The following is a 17,614-nucleotide window of genomic DNA, read 5'->3' on the forward strand; positions in this document are numbered from 1 at the left end:
GTCGTGGAAGTCGGGGGGGCGTGAAGGCACCGGTGGCGCCGGGCGTCCGGCTCGGCCGGGTGTCGTTCGTGTGGCGGCCGTGGATGGTGTGCGCCACCCTGCTGCTGGCGGCGGCGACGTTCCTGGTGTTCTGCCTGTCCATCGGCGTCGGGGACTTCCCCATCGGCCTGCCCCGGGTGATCGCCACGATCCTCGGCCGGGGCGAACAGGTGGACGAGTTCGTGATCATGGACCTGCGGATGCCGCGGGCCCTGGCCGGGTGCGTCGTGGGCATCGCGCTGGGGGTGTCCGGGGCGATCACCCAGTCCATCGCGCGCAATCCGCTGGCCAGCCCCGACATCCTGGGGATCACCGGGGGCGCCGGCGCGGTCGCGGTGTTCCTGGTGACGGTGTCGGGCGGGACCGCCGCGGCGGTCGTCAGCTCCGTCGGCCTGTCGGGGGCGGCGCTCGCGGGCGGTCTCGGCACGGGGCTCCTCGTGTACTTCCTGGCGTGGCGGCGGGGGATCGACGGCTTCCGGCTCATCCTCATCGGCATCTCGGTCAGCGCCGTGATGGAGGCCGTCACGACCTGGCTGCTGGTCCAAGCCGACATCAGGGACGTGGCCCGGGCCCAGGCGTGGCTGATCGGCTCGCTGGACAACCGGTCGTGGGACGACATCCGGGTGGCGATCTGGTGCACGCTCGCGCTGATGGTCGTCGTGGCGTGCGCCGCGTTCCAGTTCAAACCGATGCACCTCGGCGACGAGGTGGCCGCGGGCCTGGGCGTCCGGTACTCGGCCGTCCGGGCGGTCCTGCTGCTGTGCGCGGTGCTCCTGGCCGGCGTGGCGGTGAGCGCGGCGGGCCCGGTTCCGTTCGTCGCGCTGGTCGCGCCGCAGGTGGCGATGCGTCTGCTGAGGTGTCCGACGCCGCCGATGGCGGCCTCCGGCCTGGTGGGGGCCCTGTTGCTGACCGGCGCGGACCTGGTCGCCCGTACGGCGCTGCCGATCACCCTTCCGGTGGGCGTGGTCACCGCCGCGATCGGCGGCCCTTTCCTGGTCTACCTCCTGGTGCGGACGAACCTCCGTTGACCGACTCGTATGCAGGCACGTCTAGTTCAGGGGGACTTGTGGCCGTATCGCACATCACCGGGATCCAGTCCGGGGTTGAGGAGAGCGCACGGCTGGCGGCCAGGGGGGTCACGGTCGGGTATGGCGGCCGGAGCGTCATCGACGATCTCCACGTGGCGATCCCGCCCGGGGTGATCTCCACGATCATCGGCTCCAACGGCTGCGGGAAGTCGACCCTGCTGCGGACCCTCTCGCGGCTGCTCAAGCCGACGAAGGGCTCGGTCGTCCTGGACGGCGAGGACATCGCCACGCTCAGGACCCGGGACGTGGCGAAGAAGCTCGGCCTGCTGCCGCAGGCGCCGGTCGCGCCGGACGGGCTCACGGTGGCCGACCTGGTCGCCAGGGGGCGCCATCCGCACCAGAGCTGGCTGCGCCAGTGGTCCTCGGACGACGCCGCCGTCGTGGAGCGTGCGCTGGCCATGACCGGGGTGTCCGACCTGGCCGACCGTCCGGTGGACGCGCTGTCCGGCGGACAGCGCCAGCGCGTCTGGATCTCGATGACGCTGGCCCAGGGCACCGACCTGCTGCTGCTGGACGAGCCGACCACCTTCCTTGACCTGGCGCACGCGATCGACGTGCTCGACCTCGTGGACGACCTGCACGAGTCGGGATGCACCGTGGTCATGGTGCTGCACGACCTCAACCTGGCCGCGCGCTACAGCGACAACCTCATCGTGATGAAGGCCGGGTCGATCCTGGCGCAGGGGCACCCGCGGGACGTGATCACCGCCGAACTGCTGCACGAGGCGTTCGGGCTGCGCGCCAAGGTGATCGACGATCCGGTGGGGGACCGGCCGCTGATCGTGCCGATCGGCCGCACCCACGTCCAGCTCGGCCGACTCGACTAGATTGGACAAAAATCCGGTTCAAGTAAGGCTAGGCTAGCCTCACTTGAGCGCGATACGGTTTGCCTGCCCTCGGGCGGGGGCGCAGTGGACAGCCCGAAAGCAAGGGATTGCGGATGCTTCTCCATCGAACGGCTCGTACGAATTCCTGGGGGCGGCTGACGGCGGTACTGTCCGCCGCGGTCCTCGGCGTCGGCCTCATGGCCGGATGCGGTTCCGACGCGAAGGACCGGTCCGACAAGAAGAGTGACGACGCCCCGGCTGCCGCGGCCGGCACCTTCCCGGTCACCGTGGAGCACGCGTTCGGGTCCACGAAGGTCGCCAAGGCCCCCCAGCGGGTCGTCTCCGTCGGCTACACCGACGACCAGGCCATCCTGGCGTTCGGCATCAAGCCGGTCGGCATGGTCGACCAGTACCCGAACCCGCCGGGCACCAGCCCGGACATCAACACCCAGTGGCCCTGGGTGAAGGACAAGTGGGGCGGCACCCGCCCCGAGGTCGTCATGAACAACGGCGACACCGGACCGAACTTCGAGAAGATCGCCGCCCTGCGGCCGGACCTGATCATCGCGGTCTACTCCGAGATCGACCAGGCCGCCTACGAGAAGCTCTCCAAGATCGCCCCGACGGTGGGCCGCACCAAGGCCGAGAAGGAGCCGTTCAGCGCTCCCTGGCAGGACAACGCGGTCCACATCGCCAGGGCGCTGGGCCAGGAGGCCAAGGGCACCGAACTGGTGAAGGGCATCCAGGACAAGCTCGACGCGGCCAAGAAGGCGCACCCCGAGTTCGCGAACCAGACCGCCGTCGCGCTGTCCTGGTACAAGGACTCGGCGGCCCCCTTCACCTCCACCGACGTCCGCGGGCGCCTGCTGACGGGCACCGGCTTCACGTACCAGACCGAGATCGACAAGATCGCTGACGGCAAGTTCTTCACCACGCTGTCCCCCGAGCGCATGGACCTGATCGACGTCGACCGCATCTTCGTCATCAACGACAAGGCCGACACGGAGGCGCTCAAGAAGTTCGAGCTGTTCGCCAACCTGGCCGCGGTCAAGAACGGCAAGGTGTCGTACCTGCTGGACAGCGAGGGCCCGGCGGTCGGCGCGGCCATGTCCCAGGGCACCCTGCTGTCCCTGCCGTACGCGATCGACGAACTCGTCAAGTCGGTCGGCCAGGTGTGAGCACCACTGATACGCGCGTCGCCCCGTCGACCCTGCGCACGACGACCGGACGCGAGGCCACCCGCTGGGTCACGGCGCACTGCCGCGAAGTGCCCTGGCTGACGGCCGCCACCGTGCTCACCACGGTGGCCGGGGCGGCGCTCCAGGTGCTCCCGCTGCTGCTGCTCGGCCGGGTCGTGGACGGGGTGGTCGCGGGCGAATCCCGCTCCATCCTGGTCACGACAGGGTTGCTGATGGTGGCCGCCGCGCTGCTCGGCGCTGCGGCCACCGCCCTGTCGACCTACCTGGTCGGGCGGCTGGGCGCGGACCTGCTCGCGCGGCTGCGGGAAGACGCCGTACGGGCGGTGCTGGGGATGCCGAGCGCACGCATCGAGCAGGTCGGCCGGGGAGACGTGCTGTCCAGGGTCGGTGACGACGTCGCCGTGCTGTCCAAGGGCATCCGCACGGCCGTCCCCACGGTGTTCTCGGCGGGCGTGCTGGTGGTCATCGCCACGCTCGGCATGTTCGGCCTGGACTGGCGGCTCGGCCTGGCCGGCGCCGGCGCGCTGCCCGCGTACGGGCTCGCCCTGCGCTGGTACCTGCCCCGGTCCGCCCCGCTCTACCGCAGGCAGCGCGCGGTCCAGGCCGACCGCGCGCAGGCGTTGATCAGTGGGCTCAACGGGATCGACACGGTCCGGGCGTACCGCCTGGAGGGGGCCGTCCGGGAGAAGGTCACCAGCGAGTCGTGGCGGGTGCGCCAACTCGGCATCGAGGTGTTCCGGCTCTTCGGCCGGTTCGTCGGCCGGGAGAACCGCGCCGAATTCATCGGACTGGTCCTGATCCTCGTGGTGGGGTACGCCCTGCTGGAGGCCGACGCTGCCAGCCTGGGCGAGGTGTCGGCGGCCCCGCTGCTGTTCCACCGCCTGTTCACCCCCCTCGGCTCCATCATGTTCACCTTCGACGAGGCGCAGAAGTCGGGCGCGAGCCTGACCCGGCTGGTCGGCGTGCTGGGGGAGGACGCGGAGGACCGGCTGGTCGGCGCCCCGGGCGTCGCACCGGCGGCCGACGTGCCGTACGCGGTGACGGTGGAGGGGCTCACGTTCAGCTATCCCGACACCGAGGAGCCGGTCCTGCGGGACGTCAACCTGACGATTCCGGCCGGGGGTTCGCTCGCGCTGGTGGGGGCGACGGGCGCGGGCAAGTCGACCCTGGCCGCGCTGATCGCGGGCATCGGGACCCCGCAGGCCGGGTCGGTGCGCATCGGCCCGACCGACCTCGCCGGTCTGGACGAGGCCGGGGCGCGGGCCCTGGTGAGCATCCTGACGCAGGAGACGCACGTGTTCTCCGGCCCGCTCGCCGACGACCTGCGGCTGGCCGCGCCGGAAGCGACCGACGCCGAGCTGAGGGACGCCCTGCGCACGGTCGGCGCCGACGGGTGGGTCGACGCCCTGCCGGGCGGAACGGGCGCGCTGGTCGGCGAGGGCGGCGAGCGCCTGGACGTCACCAAGGTCGCCCAGATCGCCCTGGCCCGGCTGGTGCTGGCGCGGTCCCCGGTGGTGGTGCTCGACGAGTCGACGGCGGAAGCGGGCAGCGAGGGCGCGGCCGAGCTGCAACGGGCGGTGCTCGCCGCGTGCGCGGGCCGGACCACGCTGTTCGTGGCGCACCGGCTGACGCAGGCGATGGCGGCGGACCGGATCGCCGTGCTGGACGCGGGACGCGTCGTGGAGCACGGCACTCACCACGAGCTGGTGGCTCTGGGCGGCCGGTACGCGCGCCTGTGGCGGGCCTGGCGCGAGGGTAGCTAGCCCACCCTGATCCGGGTGGGCCGACTTACGGACTGTGAAGGGGCGTTGAGTCTTCGATGACGGAACCGACCGCTCGTCTCGTGCGGCTTTCTCCCACACGCCTGGCCGGCGTGCGCCGACGAACAGGCGACCACTCCGACAGGACCATCGCCCACGCGTGCGCCATCGGGCTGTCGTACTGGGCGACGGGCCGGAGTCCGGACGGCATGGAGCTGACCTCCGCCACCTTGTTCGCCGACGTCCTCGGGTGGATCGACAACGGCGGTGCCGGGGCGCCCGGTTGGGAGGTCGGCGCGGACGGCCGGAGCATCGCCGTCCCCGACGACGTCGTACGGGCCGACGCGCAGCTCGCGCTGGACGACCTGGCCGACTTCCCGGACCGGTCCCTCGGCAGCATCGGCCCGTCCAGCGGCGCGGCGCGGCTCGCGAGCCTGGCCGAGTGGAACGACACCGGGGCGGACCGGGTCCGCCCGACCATCGTGGAGATGTTCCGCGAGCAGGCCCGGACCCGGCCGGACGCCGTCGCCGTCGTCGACGAGCACCGTTCGCTGACCTACCGTCAAGCAGCCCAGATGTCCAGCCAGTTGGCCCATCACCTGCTCGAACGCGGCATCACCGCCGAACAGGCCGTCGGCATCTCCCTGAGCCGCTCCGCCGACATGGTGATCGGGCTGCTCGGCGTCCTCCAGGCGGGGGCCGCGTTCGTCCCGCTCGACCCGCAGTGGCCGGCCGCGCGCCGGGCCGTCGTCATCGACGACGCCCGCGTCGTCCTGCAACTGGGCGGCCCGGGCGAGCACGACCCCGGTGAACCGCCCACCGTGGTCGTCGACCTCGGAGACTGGCGGTACGGCTCCCACCCCGGAGGCGGGACCGGGATCGCCGTCCCCGGCGACGCGCTCGCCTACGTGATCTTCACGTCCGGTTCGACGGGCCGGCCCAAGGGCGCGATGATCCGGCACGAAGCGATCAGCGAGCGCCTGCTGTGGCAGGTCGACGAGATCCTGCGCTTCGGCCACGACGACGCGTCGCTGTTCAAGGCACCACTGTCCTTCGACATCTCCATCAACGAGATCTTCCTGCCCCTGGTGTCCGGCGGCCGGCTGGTGGTCCTGCGCCCCGGAGGCGAACGCGATCCGCACCACCTGCTCGGCGTGATCGCCGAGCAGCGCGTCACCTTCACCTACCTGGTGTCGTCCATGCTGGACGTGCTGCTGGAGATCGCGGGGGACTCCGGGCGGCTGGACAGCCTGCGGCACGTGTGGTGCGGCGGCGAGGTGCTGACCCCGGAGCTCTACGAACGGTTCCGCACCCGGCTCGACATACCCATGTACCACGGCTACGGCCCGGCCGAGACGACGATCGGCGTCTCGCACGTCATCTACCGGGGCGCGGCGGAACGCCTGTCGACATCGATCGGCAAGGCCAACCCCAACACCCAGCTGTACGTCCTGGACGAAGAACTGCGCCCGGTGCCGGTCGGGGTGGGCGGCGAACTGTACGTCGGAGGGTTCCTGCTGGGGCGCGGATACGTGGGCGCGCCCGGCCTGACCGCCTCCCGCTTCGTCGCCAATCCCTTCGCCGGGGACGGCTCCCGGCTGTACCGGACCGGTGACCTCGCACGGTTCGCCCCGGACGGGTCGCTGGACTTCCTCGGCCGTGCCGACAACCAGATCAAGATCCGCGGCATGCGCCTGGAGATCGAGGACGTCGAGGTCGGCCTCGCGGAACACCCCGCCGTACGGCACACGTGCGTCCTCGCGAAGAAGAACACGGCCGGCGGCACCTACCTCGTGGGGTACGTGATCCCGGCCGCCGGGAGCGAGGACCTGCGGGCGGACGAGGTCAAGGCGTGGGCCGCCGGGCACATGGTGGACTACATGGTGCCCGCCCACATCGTCGTGATGAAGGAGTTCCCGCTCACCGCGAACGGCAAGCTCGACCGCGGCGCACTGCCGGAACACGAGCTCGGCACGGCCTCGCTCGTCGCACCGGCCACCGAGAACGAACGCCTGGTGTGCGCGGCGGTCGCGGCGCTGCTCCGACTGGACGAGGTCGGTGTGGGCCAGGACTTCTTCCAGCTCGGCGGAGACAGCCTCCTGGCCATATCGCTGCTGAGCGCCCTGCGCACCGTGGGTCTCCACGTCACACCGCGGCAGATCTTCACCAACAGCGTCATCGGAGCGCTGGCAGCCGTGGCGAGCCGCGAGGGCGCGGCCGCCGTGGACCACGGCGACGTCGCGACCGGTTCCGTCGCGGGATCGCCCGTCGTGCGGTGGCTCGGCGAGACCACGGACGCCATCGACGGCTTCGTCCAGTCGGTGGTGCTGAACACCCCGGCGGACCTGACCGCCGAGGCCCTCGACGAGATCCTCGCCGCCGTGGTCGCACGGCACGACATGCTGCGCGCCAGGCTGGTGCGCGGCGATGGCTGGAGCTTCGAAATCCCGGAGGCCGACGGGGCCGCACCGGGGTGGCAGGAGGGTGACGAGCTGCCGCTCGACGCGTGCGTCGCGCTCGCCACCGCCGGACTGGACCCGGACAACGGCGTGATGCTGCGGGCCGTGTGGCGCCGCGCGGCACGGCAGCTGGTCGTGGTCGTCCACCACGTGGTGATCGACGGCGTGTCCTGGCGGATCCTGCGCGAGGACCTCGCCATGGCGTGGCAGCGCTTCGCCGCGGGCACGCCGGTCGAACCACCCCCGGTGGGCACGTCGTTCCGGCGCTGGACGCAGCTGCTGGAGCGCGCGGCGTTCGACGAGGACCGCGCCCACTACCAGCGCCCCCTGCCGGGGGCGGACGCACCGGTGGGCAGGCGCGCGCCGGCCGCTGCCGACACCGTCGAGCGGGAGCGGGCGACGACCGTCTCGGTCGGCCCCGAGGTCACGGCCGCGCTGCTCGGCGAGGTTCCCGCCAGGTTCCACGCGGGTGTGAACGACGTACTGCTGACCGCCCTCGCCGTCACCCTCGCCCGGTGGCGCCGCGACCTCGGGCAGGACCAGACGTTCGCGCACATCGAACTGGAGGGCCACGGCCGCGAAGGGCACCTCCTGGCGGACGCGGCCGGATTTGAACCCGAACTCTCCCGGACCGTGGGCTGGTTCACCACCCTCTTCCCGGTGACCGTGGACCCCGGACCGGCCGCCGACCCCACCGCGCCCGCGTACCTGGCCGCCGCCCTCAAGGCGGTCAAGGAAGACCTGGCCAGGGTGCCGGGCAACGGCCTCTCCTATGGTGTCCTCCGGTACCTGAGCGGCGGCACCGGGTCCGGCGCGCCCGCGCCCCAGGTCCTGTTCAACTACCTGGGACGATTCGAGGCCGGAGCCTGCGGAGACTGGGAACTCGCAGGCAGCACCGCTCAGTTGGGGGAGCGGCGTGATCCGCGGATGCGACTGCCGCGCGCCCTGGAGTTCAATGCGATCGCCGAACCGGCCTCGACGGCCGGCGCGTACGAGCTGACCACCACCATATCCTGGCCCGAGGGGATGTTCACCGACGAGGACATCGCGACCATCGGCGGGTACTTCCGGGAGGCCCTGGCCGGTCTGGCCGCGCTCGACCAAGGCGGCCACTCTCCCAGTGACTTCGGCCTGGTGCCGCTCACCCAGGCCGACGTCGACGACCTGGACGGCCCCGCGCTGCGGGACGTCCTGCCGTTGACCCCGCTGCAGGAGGGCCTGTACTTCCACTCGGTCTTCGACGACGACTCCGCGGGCAGCTACGTGGAGCAGCAGCTGCTGAGACTGGACGGGGAAGCGGACCCCGACCGGCTCGCGGCGGCGGCCACCAGGCTGCTCTCGCTCTACCCCAACCTGGCCGCCCGTTTCACGGTCCTCGCCGACGGCCGGGTGGTCTCCGTACTGGAAAGCGCAGTGGAGGCCCCGTTCACCACAATGGACCGCCCCGGCATCACCGACGAGGAGATCCGCGACCACGCCGAGCAGGACCGTCGTGCGGGGTTCGACCTGGCCACCGGCCCGCTCATGCGGTACACGCTCATCCGGGCGGGGTCCGGCCGTCACGTCCTGGTGCAGACCGTGCACCACATCATCGCCGACGGCTGGTCGGTGCCTGCGATGCTCCGCGCGCTGCTCGCCGAGTACCACGCGCCGGGCACCGTGTACCCGATCGGCGGCTTCGCCGACTACGTGCGCTGGCTCGCCGAACGCGACGAGGACGAGAGCGACCGGGTGTGGCGCGAGCAGCTCGCCGGGCTGTCCGGCCCTTCGCTGGTCGCCGGGGGACACACGCCGTCCGACCGGTTCGCCGACACGGCCGTGGAGCCGGAGGACGACATCGACGAGGCCGTCCGGTCGGCGGGCGTGCCGCTGAGCGTGGCCGTGCACAGCGCCTGGGCGGTGACGCTCGGCGGCGTCCTGCACGGCAGGGACGTCGTGTTCGGCTCCACGGTGTCCGGGCGCGACGCGGACGTTCCCGGCATCGCCGACATGGTGGGTCTGTTCATCAACACGATCCCCGTACGCGCCCGGTGGGCCGCGGGCACCACGGCGCGTGATCTGCTCGCCTCGGTACGGGAACACCAGAGCGCGGTGCTGCCTCACCAGCACGTCTCGCTGGCACGCATCGGCCGCCAGGCCGGCGCCGGACCCCTCTTCGACACCCTGGTGGTCTTCGACGTCGCGACCGACGTCGCGGGCCTGCGGGGGCCCGATGACACGCTCGTCGTCACCGACATCGTGAACGAAGGCGCGCCGCACTACCCGTTGACGCTCGTGGTGGAACGCGCACTCGACGGCCGTCCGCGCTTCAACCTCATCTACGACGGCGCTCTGCTGCGGGAAGCGAGCGCGCGGGCGATCCTGCACCACTTCACCCGCACCCTCACCGCACTGCTCACCCGACCGGACGCCCCGGTCGACGACCTGGTCCGCGAGGACACCCGGCGGCCCGCGCGGATCAGCCCGACGACCCTGGGCGAGCTCTTCGACGCCGCCGCACAGCGGTACCCGGCCGCCACCGCCGTCACCCAGTGCGCCCTCGACGGCGCCGGCCGCTCACTCACCTACGGTGAACTGGCGCAGGCCAAGAACGAGTTGGCCTCGGTCCTGCGCGCGGCCGGCGTCCGGTCGGGCGAACGGGTCGCCGTCGCCGTGCCCCGCTCCCTGGAGCAGGTCGTCGCCCTGGTCGCCATCGTCAGTGCGGGCGGCGCGTACGTGCCGCTCGACCTCGCGTACCCGGACGAACGGCTGGAGTACGTCCTCGCCGACGCCGCTCCGCAGGTCGTGCTCGTGGACCGCGAACAGCGGGACCGCTTCGCGCAGTTGCTGGACCGGGTGGGCGTGCCGGCCCGCGTACTCGTACCGGGGGACGAGGCTCCGCGGGAAACCACCCCGCCGCCGGCCGGGGCCGAGGCGGACTGGCACGACCCCGCGTACGTGATCTACACGTCCGGATCGACCGGCCGGCCCAAGGGCGTCGTCGTCCCGCACTCCAGCGTGGTGACCCTGCTCGCGAACACCCGGCCCGACATGGACTTCGGCCCGCACGACGTGTGGGTCCAGTTCCACTCGTACTCCTTCGACTTCGCGGTCTGGGAACTGTGGGGAGCGCTCACGCACGGCGCCGAACTGCTGGTGCCCGAGTACGGCCTGACCCGTTCCCCGGTCGACTTCCACCGGCTGGTGCGCGAGCGCGGAGTGACCGTGCTCAACCAGACCCCCTCGGCCTTCTACCAGTTCATCGAGGCCGACCGGCAGGCCGGCGAGCCGCTCCCCGCACTGCGCCGGGTCGTCTTCGGGGGCGAGGCACTGGACCTCGGCCGGCTGCGCGGCTGGGTCGAGCGGCACGGCGCCGCTTCGCCCGAGCTGGTCAACATGTACGGCATCACCGAGACCACCGTCCACGTCACCCACCGGGTGCTGACCGACGGGGACTTCGACCACGGCCACGACGTCAGCCCGATCGGAGCGCCGATTCCCGGCCTGGTCACCTACCTGCTCGACGACCGGCTCCGGCCCGTGCCGCCCGGCCGGGTGGGCGCCATCTACGTGGCCGGCGACCAGGTGTCGCTCGGCTACCTGGGCCGGCCCGGGCTCACCGCGGGCCGGTTCGTGGCGGACCCGTTCGCGGGCGGCGGCTCGCGCATGTACCACACGGGCGACCTCGCCCGCCGCACCCTCGACGGCGAGCTGGAGTTCACCGGCCGCGCCGACGACCAGGTGCAGCTCAAGGGCTTCCGCATCGAGCTCGGCGAGGTGGAGTCCGCGATCAGGGAGCTCGACGGCGTGGTCGACGCCGCCGTGACCGTGGCGGACAGCGGCGACCACCTGGTCGCGCATGTCGTGGGCCGGGTCCCCGAGGACACCACCGCCCTCACCCGCCCGCTGTCGGCGAAGCTGCCCGCGCACATGGTGCCCGGCCTGGTCCTCCCGGTCGGCGCCCTGCCGCTCACGGTCAACGGCAAACTGGACCGCAAGGCCCTCGCCGAGCGGGCCGCACACCACGACACCCCGGTGGCCGCGACCGGCTCCGCGCTCACCGCGCTGGTCGGCATCTTCACCGACACGCTGCCCGGTGCCGCCGTCGACGGCGACACCGACTTCTTCCGCGCCGGGGGCGACAGCATCCTCGCCATCACCGTGGTCAACCGGGCCCGGGCGTTCGGCCTTGCGATCGCGCCCCGGGACGTGTTCCTGCTCAAAACCCCGCGCGCCCTCGCCGAACACCTGGCGGCGAGCCCCCCGCAGGCCGCGGCGCCGGCACCCGCGCTCACCCCCGCCGCCCGCGAGGACGGCCCGCTGACACCCACGCCGATCATCCTGCGCCAGCGGGAACTGGGCGGCTCCCTCACCCGGTTCGCCCAGGCCAGGACGATCGTGGCCGCCGACGGCACCGGCTTCGCCGACGCCGAGCGCGCCGCGAACTCCGTCGTGGCGGCCCACCCGGCCCTGCGGATGAGGCTGCGCGTCGAGCACGGGGTGTGGGCCCTGCGCACCGAACCCTCCCGCGCGGTCACCGTCGTACGCGTGGACGCCACCGAGGCCGACGCCACCGATGCGAGCACCGCCGCGAACGAAGCCGCCGGACGGCTCGATCCCGAGGCCGGGGACGTCATCGCGTTCACCTGGCTGGAGGCGAGCCGGACCCTGGTGGTCACCGTGCACCACCTGGCCGTCGACTCGGTGTCCTGGCTGGTCCTGCTGGACGATCTGGCCGCCGCCCTGCGCGGCACGGCCCCGGCGCCGCCCACCACCTCCTATGCCGGGTACGCGGAGGCACTGGCGTACCGGGCCGCCCACGTGACCGACGACCTCGGGCACTGGATCAGCACCCTCCAGGCGCCCCCGCTGCTGCCCGCCGTCGAGGGGCTGCGCGAGACCACGGTCGTGCTCCCGCCCGACGTCAGCGACCTCGTGACGCGTACCGCACCCGCCGCACTCGGCATCGGGCTCACCGAGCTGCTGTGCGGTGCGCTGCGCGCCGCACTGACCCACGTACAGCCCTCGCCCACCGATCTCGCCATCGACCTGGAGCGGCACGGCCGGGTGCCGGTGCTGGCGCACCACGACTACACCCGTACGGTCGGATGGTTCACCTCCATCGCGCCCGTGCGCCTCACCGCGCACACCGACCCCGTGGCGGCCGCCCGCGAGGTGGCCGAACGGCAGCCGGACGCGCGGGCGCACGTCGCCTACGGCCAGCTCAGGTACCTCAACCCGCAGACGGCCCCGCTGCTGGACGCCCGCCCGCAGGTGCTGTTCAACTACCTCGGCCGGGGCAGCGAGTCCCAGGCCCTGCACCTGATCGGCGGCGACCAGGGCAGTCCGTACGCCGTCGAGGTCAACACGTGGACCGACGCGGCCACCGGCAGCCTGCACGCGGCCTTCACCCTCGCCGAGGGCGTCCCCGACGAGATCACCGGGTACTGGCGGAGGGCACTGGAACGCCTCGCGGACGCCTCCACGACCGCCGAGCGCACGGCGCCGGTCACCCCGCTCCAACGGGGTCTGTTCTTCCAGGCCCAGCTGGCCGGACCGGCCGGACACTACGTCGCGCAGAGCTGGTTCACCTTCGACCGGCGCCTGGACACCGACGCGCTGGCCGAGGCGATGGCCTGGGTGATCGCGCGGCACCCGGTGGTGGGCGCCGGCTTCACCACCGACGACGACGGGAACGCCGTACAGGTCCTCGCCGCGGGCCGGCGGGTCGACGTCCGTACGCTCGCCCTCTCGACGGACGCGGAGGTCGACGCCCTGCTCGCCAGGGACCGCGACACGGGATTCGACCCCGGTGAGCCGCCGTTGATCCGGCTGACCGTGGTGCGGCTGCCCGACGACCGCGACGGCCTGCTGCTGAGCTACCACCTGCTGCTGTGGGACGGCTGGTCCCGCGAGATCGTGCTGCGGGACCTCTTCGACGCCTACCAGGCCGCCGTCGCGGGCGAGTTGACCGGCCCGACACCGGCGACCCCGAGCTTCGAGGACTACGCCCGGGCGCTCGACGCGAAGGACGCGGCCGTATCGGAGCGCTTCTGGGCGGAGCACCTGACGGGCCTCCCGGGCCCGACGCTGCTCGCCGGACCGGCCCCGGCCCTCGTGGACGACCTGCCGCGCACCCTCGTTCACACGCTCCCCGCCGAACAGTCGGAACTGCTGCGGGTAGCGGCCAGGGCGCACGGCGTCACGCTGAACTCGGTGCTGACCGGCGCGTTCGGCCTCCTCCTGGGCGCACGCACGGGCCGCAGCGACGCCGTGTTCGGCGTGACCGTCTCCGGCCGCGAGGGCGAGGGACTGTCCGGCATCGTCGGCGTACTCCTCAACACCGTGCCCATGTGGACGCGGGCCCGGCCCGGCGACACGGCCGGTGCCTACCTGTCCGCCGTACAGGCGGCGAGGGTCGCGGCGATGGAGCACGAGCACCTCGGGCTCGGCGAGATCCAGCGGGCCAGCGGCCACGACACCCTGTTCGACAACCTGTTCGTGCTCCAGAACTTCCTGGACATGGACGCGTTCGCCGAGATGAACACCCGGCACGGCATCACCGCCGTGCGCGCCGACGACTCCACCCACTACCCCTTCACCTGGGTCGTCACGCCCGGCGACCGCCTCACGGTCAAGCTGGAGTACCGCGACCACGACACGGAGGCCGCCCGCCGGCTCCTCGACGACTACCTGCGCGTGCTCGACGACCTGGCCCGGTCCACCGGCCCGGTGGGCGCGCTGCCGGGCCTGGAACCGCGGCCCGGTCCGGCCGACCGCACCGACATCGGCGTCGACACCGTGGTCGACCGCTTCGACCGGGCGGCGGACCGTGACCCGCAGCGGGTCGCGCTCGTCGCCCACGGCCGGACCATGACCTTCGGCAGCCTCCGGGACCGCAGCCGCGCCGTGGCGGGCGTGCTCGCCCGGCGCGGCATCGGCCCCGAGAAGACCGTGGCCCTCGCCGTCCCGCGCTCCCTCGACTCGATCGTGGCGCTGTTCGCCGTGCTGCGCACCGGCGCCGCGTACGTGCCGCTGGAGCTGGACCACCCGGACGAGCGGATCGGGGCGATCGTCGCGGACGCCCGCCCCGACGTGATCCTCACCGTGAGCGCCGTGTCGCCCCGGCTGACCGGCGAGCTGATCGAGCTGGACCGGCCCCTCCCCGAGGCCGAACCCTTCGTGACGTTCGCCCCCGACGACCCCGACCGCCTGCGGCACCCCGCCTACACGATCTACACCTCCGGATCGACCGGGCGCCCGAAGGGCGTGGTGACCGAGTACGCCGGGCTGACCAACATGCTGATCAACCACCAGCGCCGGATCTTCGAGCCGGTACTGGCCGAGCACGGCCACCGGGTCTTCCGCATCGCGCACACCGTGTCCTTCGCCTTCGACATGTCGTGGGAGGAGCTGCTGTGGCTCGCCGACGGCCACGAGGTGCACGTCTGCGACGAGGAACTGCGCCGCGACGCCCCCCGGCTCGTCGAGTACTGCCTCGAGCACGGGATCGACGTCATCAACGTGACCCCGACCTACGCGCAGCAGCTGGTGGCCGAGGGCCTGCTCGACGCCCCGGGGCGGCGGCCGGCCCTGGTGCTGCTGGGCGGCGAAGCCGTCACCCCGACCCTGTGGCAGCGGCTCGCCGAGACCCGGGGGACCGCCGGCTACAACCTGTACGGACCCACGGAGTACACCATCAACACCCTCGGCGTCGGCACGTTCGAGTGCCAGGACCCGGTGGTGGGCGTACCGATCGACAACACCGAGGTGTACGTACTGGACCCGTGGCTGCGCCCGCTGCCGGCCGGAGTCCCCGGTGAGCTGTACGTGGCGGGCATCGGCATCGCCCGCGGCTACCTCGGCCAGCCCGGCCAGACCGCGGACCGGTTCGTCGCCTGCCCGTTCGGCGCGCCGGGCGAGCGGATGTACCGCACCGGGGACCTCGTGCTCCGGCGGCCCGACGGGAACCTGATGTACCTCGGCCGCACCGACCAGCAGGTCAAGATCCGGGGCCACCGCGTCGAACTGGGCGAGGTCGAGGCCGCGTTCGCCGCGCACCCGGCGGTCAGGTTCGCCGCCGCGGTCGCCCAGCCCGACCCGCAGGTCGACGGCGCGTACCGGCTGGCCGCCTACCTCGTGCTGGAGGGCGGCGAGTTGGCCGCCGTGGCCGCCCAAGTCGGCACCGCACTTCCGGACTTCCTGCGCCCGACCCACTACGCCCAGGTCGACGGCATCCCGCTGACGGTGAACGGGAAGGCCGACACCAGGGCGTTGCCCGAGGCCAAGCCGCTCGGCGCGCTGACGACGGCGGGGGAGCGCGGGCCGGAGACGGAGACCGAGACCGTCGTGTGCGAGTTCTTCGCAGAAGCACTGGACCTGGACGATGACGAGGTGAGCGCGGTGAGCGACTTCATGTCCCTCGGAGGACACTCCATGCTGGCGGTGCGGCTGATCGGGCTGCTCCGCCGCGAGTACGGTCCTGTGATCACGATCCGTGATCTGTTCACCCTGCGCACCCCGGAAGCGATTGCCCGCCACCTCGATGAAAACTCCTGACACGCAGCGGCCCCACGCAGGGTCCGACATCCTCCGTACCGCGCTGCGCCGCAACGTCGGCGCCATGACCTGGGGCACCGTCCTCATGGGCCTCTACCAGGCCGGTGAGACCGCCTTCCCCATCGCACTCGGCCTGATCGTCGAGCACACGATGCGGGGGGAGCGCAGCCTCGGCGCGCTCGCCGTGTCCATCGCCGCGCTCGCCGTGATCATCACGACCGTGTCGCTGTCGTGGCGGTTCGGCATGCGCATCCTGCAGAAGGCCAACACGACCGAGGCGCACCGCTGGCGGGTGCGCGTCGCGGACTGCGGACTCCAGCCGGTGGCCAGGGACGTCGACCTCAAGTCGGGCGAGGTGCTGACCATCGCCACCGAGGACGCCGACCAGACCGCCGACATCATCGAGGTGGTGCCGCTGCTGATCAGTTCGCTGGTCGCGGTGCTGGTCGCGGCGGTCGCGCTGGGGCTCGCCGACCTGCGGCTCGGCCTGCTGGTGATCGTGGGCACCGTCGCGATCCTGTCGATCCTGAGCGTGATGTCCAGACGGATCGGCTCCAGCACCCGCGAACAGCAGGCCCGGGTCGCACGGGCGGGCGCGAAGGTCGCCGACCTGATCACCGGCCTGCGCCCGCTGCACGGGTTCGGAGGCAACCACGCCGCGTTCCGCTGCTACCGGACGGTCAGCACCGAGGCGAGGCAGCAGGCGGTCACCGTGGCCCTGGCGAACGGCGCGTACGCGGGCACCGCCATGGCCCTGAACGCCGTCCTCGCCGTCTCCGTGACCCTGACGGCGGGCTGGCTGGCGTTCGACGGCCGGATCACCATCGGGGAACTCGTCATGGCCGTCGGGCTCGCCCAATTCATCATGGAACCGCTCAAGATGTTCTCGGACATGCCCAAGTACGTGATGATGGCGCGCGCTTCGGCCGAGCGGATGGCGCTGGTGCTGGCCGCGCCACCGGTGACGGCCTCGGGGCCGGAGCGCCCGGCCGCGGGCGGGGACCTGGAGATCGACTGCGTACGGTACGGGTCCCTGCGCGAGCTGAAGTTCCAGGTTCCGGCCGGCGAGTTCGTGGCGATCGCCGTCTACCAGCCGCGCTCCGCGGCCGACCTCGCCTCGATCCTGGCCGTCGAGATCCCGCCGGACGCGTACGAGGGAGCGGTGCGGGTCAGCGGGGAGGACATCGCCGGCCTGTCGATCGAGGCCGTCCGCGAGCACATGCTGGTGAACCCGTACGAGGGGGAGATCTTCGCGGGCACCCTCCGCACGAACATCGACCCGTCGGGCACCAGCCGCACGCTCGCCGAGGCCGTCGAGGCCTCCATGCTGACCGACGTCGTCGCCCTGCACCGCGAAGGGCTCGACTACGGGGTCCGCGACCGCGGGGCGAACCTATCCGGCGGACAGCGACAGCGGCTGTCCCTGGCGCGCGCCCTCGCCGCCGACAGCGACATCCTCGTCCTGCACGACCCCACGACGGCCGTCGACGCGGTCACGGAACAGCTCATCGCGCGCAACATCGCGGAGCTGCGCCGAGGCCGCACCACCGTAGTGATCACCGGCAGCCCGGCCCTCCTGGACGCCGCCGACCGCGTCCTCGTCCTCAACGACGGGGTCATCACCGCCGAGGACACCCACCGCAACCTCCTGGCCACCGACGAGGACTACTGCCTGGCGGTGGCCCGCTGAGCGGCAGGATCCCG

At 72.4% G+C, this 17,614-nt stretch carries 6 protein-coding genes; all 6 read left to right on the forward strand.

The window, feature by feature from the left end; translation table 11 throughout:
- The first annotated feature begins 20 nt into the window (after positions 1-20).
- The 6 genes from OG332_RS44560 to OG332_RS44585 all read left to right on the forward strand — a co-directional run bounded on the left by OG332_RS44560 (position 21) and on the right by OG332_RS44585 (position 17,600).
- On the forward strand, positions 21-1,067 hold the full coding sequence (locus tag OG332_RS44560) for a FecCD family ABC transporter permease (RefSeq protein WP_442816313.1): 1,047 nt from the start codon (positions 21-23) through the stop codon (positions 1,065-1,067).
- Between the two features lie 38 nt (positions 1,068-1,105).
- The gene (locus tag OG332_RS44565; RefSeq protein WP_327418791.1) at positions 1,106-1,954 is read left to right on the forward strand and encodes an ABC transporter ATP-binding protein; all 849 of its coding nucleotides are present in this window, start codon (positions 1,106-1,108) and stop codon (positions 1,952-1,954) included.
- Between the two features lie 113 nt (positions 1,955-2,067).
- Complete coding sequence (locus tag OG332_RS44570) at positions 2,068-3,132, forward strand: iron-siderophore ABC transporter substrate-binding protein (RefSeq protein ID WP_327418792.1); 1,065 nt, start codon at positions 2,068-2,070, stop codon at positions 3,130-3,132.
- Positions 3,129-4,916, forward strand: a complete 1,788-nt coding sequence (locus OG332_RS44575) for an ABC transporter ATP-binding protein (protein WP_327418793.1) — start codon at positions 3,129-3,131, stop codon at positions 4,914-4,916. Before OG332_RS44570 ends, OG332_RS44575 begins: the two co-directional genes overlap by 4 nt.
- 56 nt (positions 4,917-4,972) lie before the next feature.
- The gene (locus tag OG332_RS44580; protein WP_327418794.1) at positions 4,973-15,910 is read left to right on the forward strand and encodes a non-ribosomal peptide synthetase; all 10,938 of its coding nucleotides are present in this window, start codon (positions 4,973-4,975) and stop codon (positions 15,908-15,910) included.
- Positions 15,897-17,600, forward strand: coding sequence for an ABC transporter ATP-binding protein (locus OG332_RS44585; RefSeq protein WP_327418795.1), 1,704 nt, complete (start codon positions 15,897-15,899; stop codon positions 17,598-17,600). The genes OG332_RS44580 and OG332_RS44585 overlap by 14 nt, the downstream gene beginning before the upstream one ends.
- Positions 17,601-17,614: the final 14 nt, after the last annotated feature.

Source organism: Streptomyces sp. NBC_01233 (genome assembly GCF_035989305.1).
GTDB lineage: Bacteria > Actinomycetota > Actinomycetes > Streptomycetales > Streptomycetaceae > Streptomyces.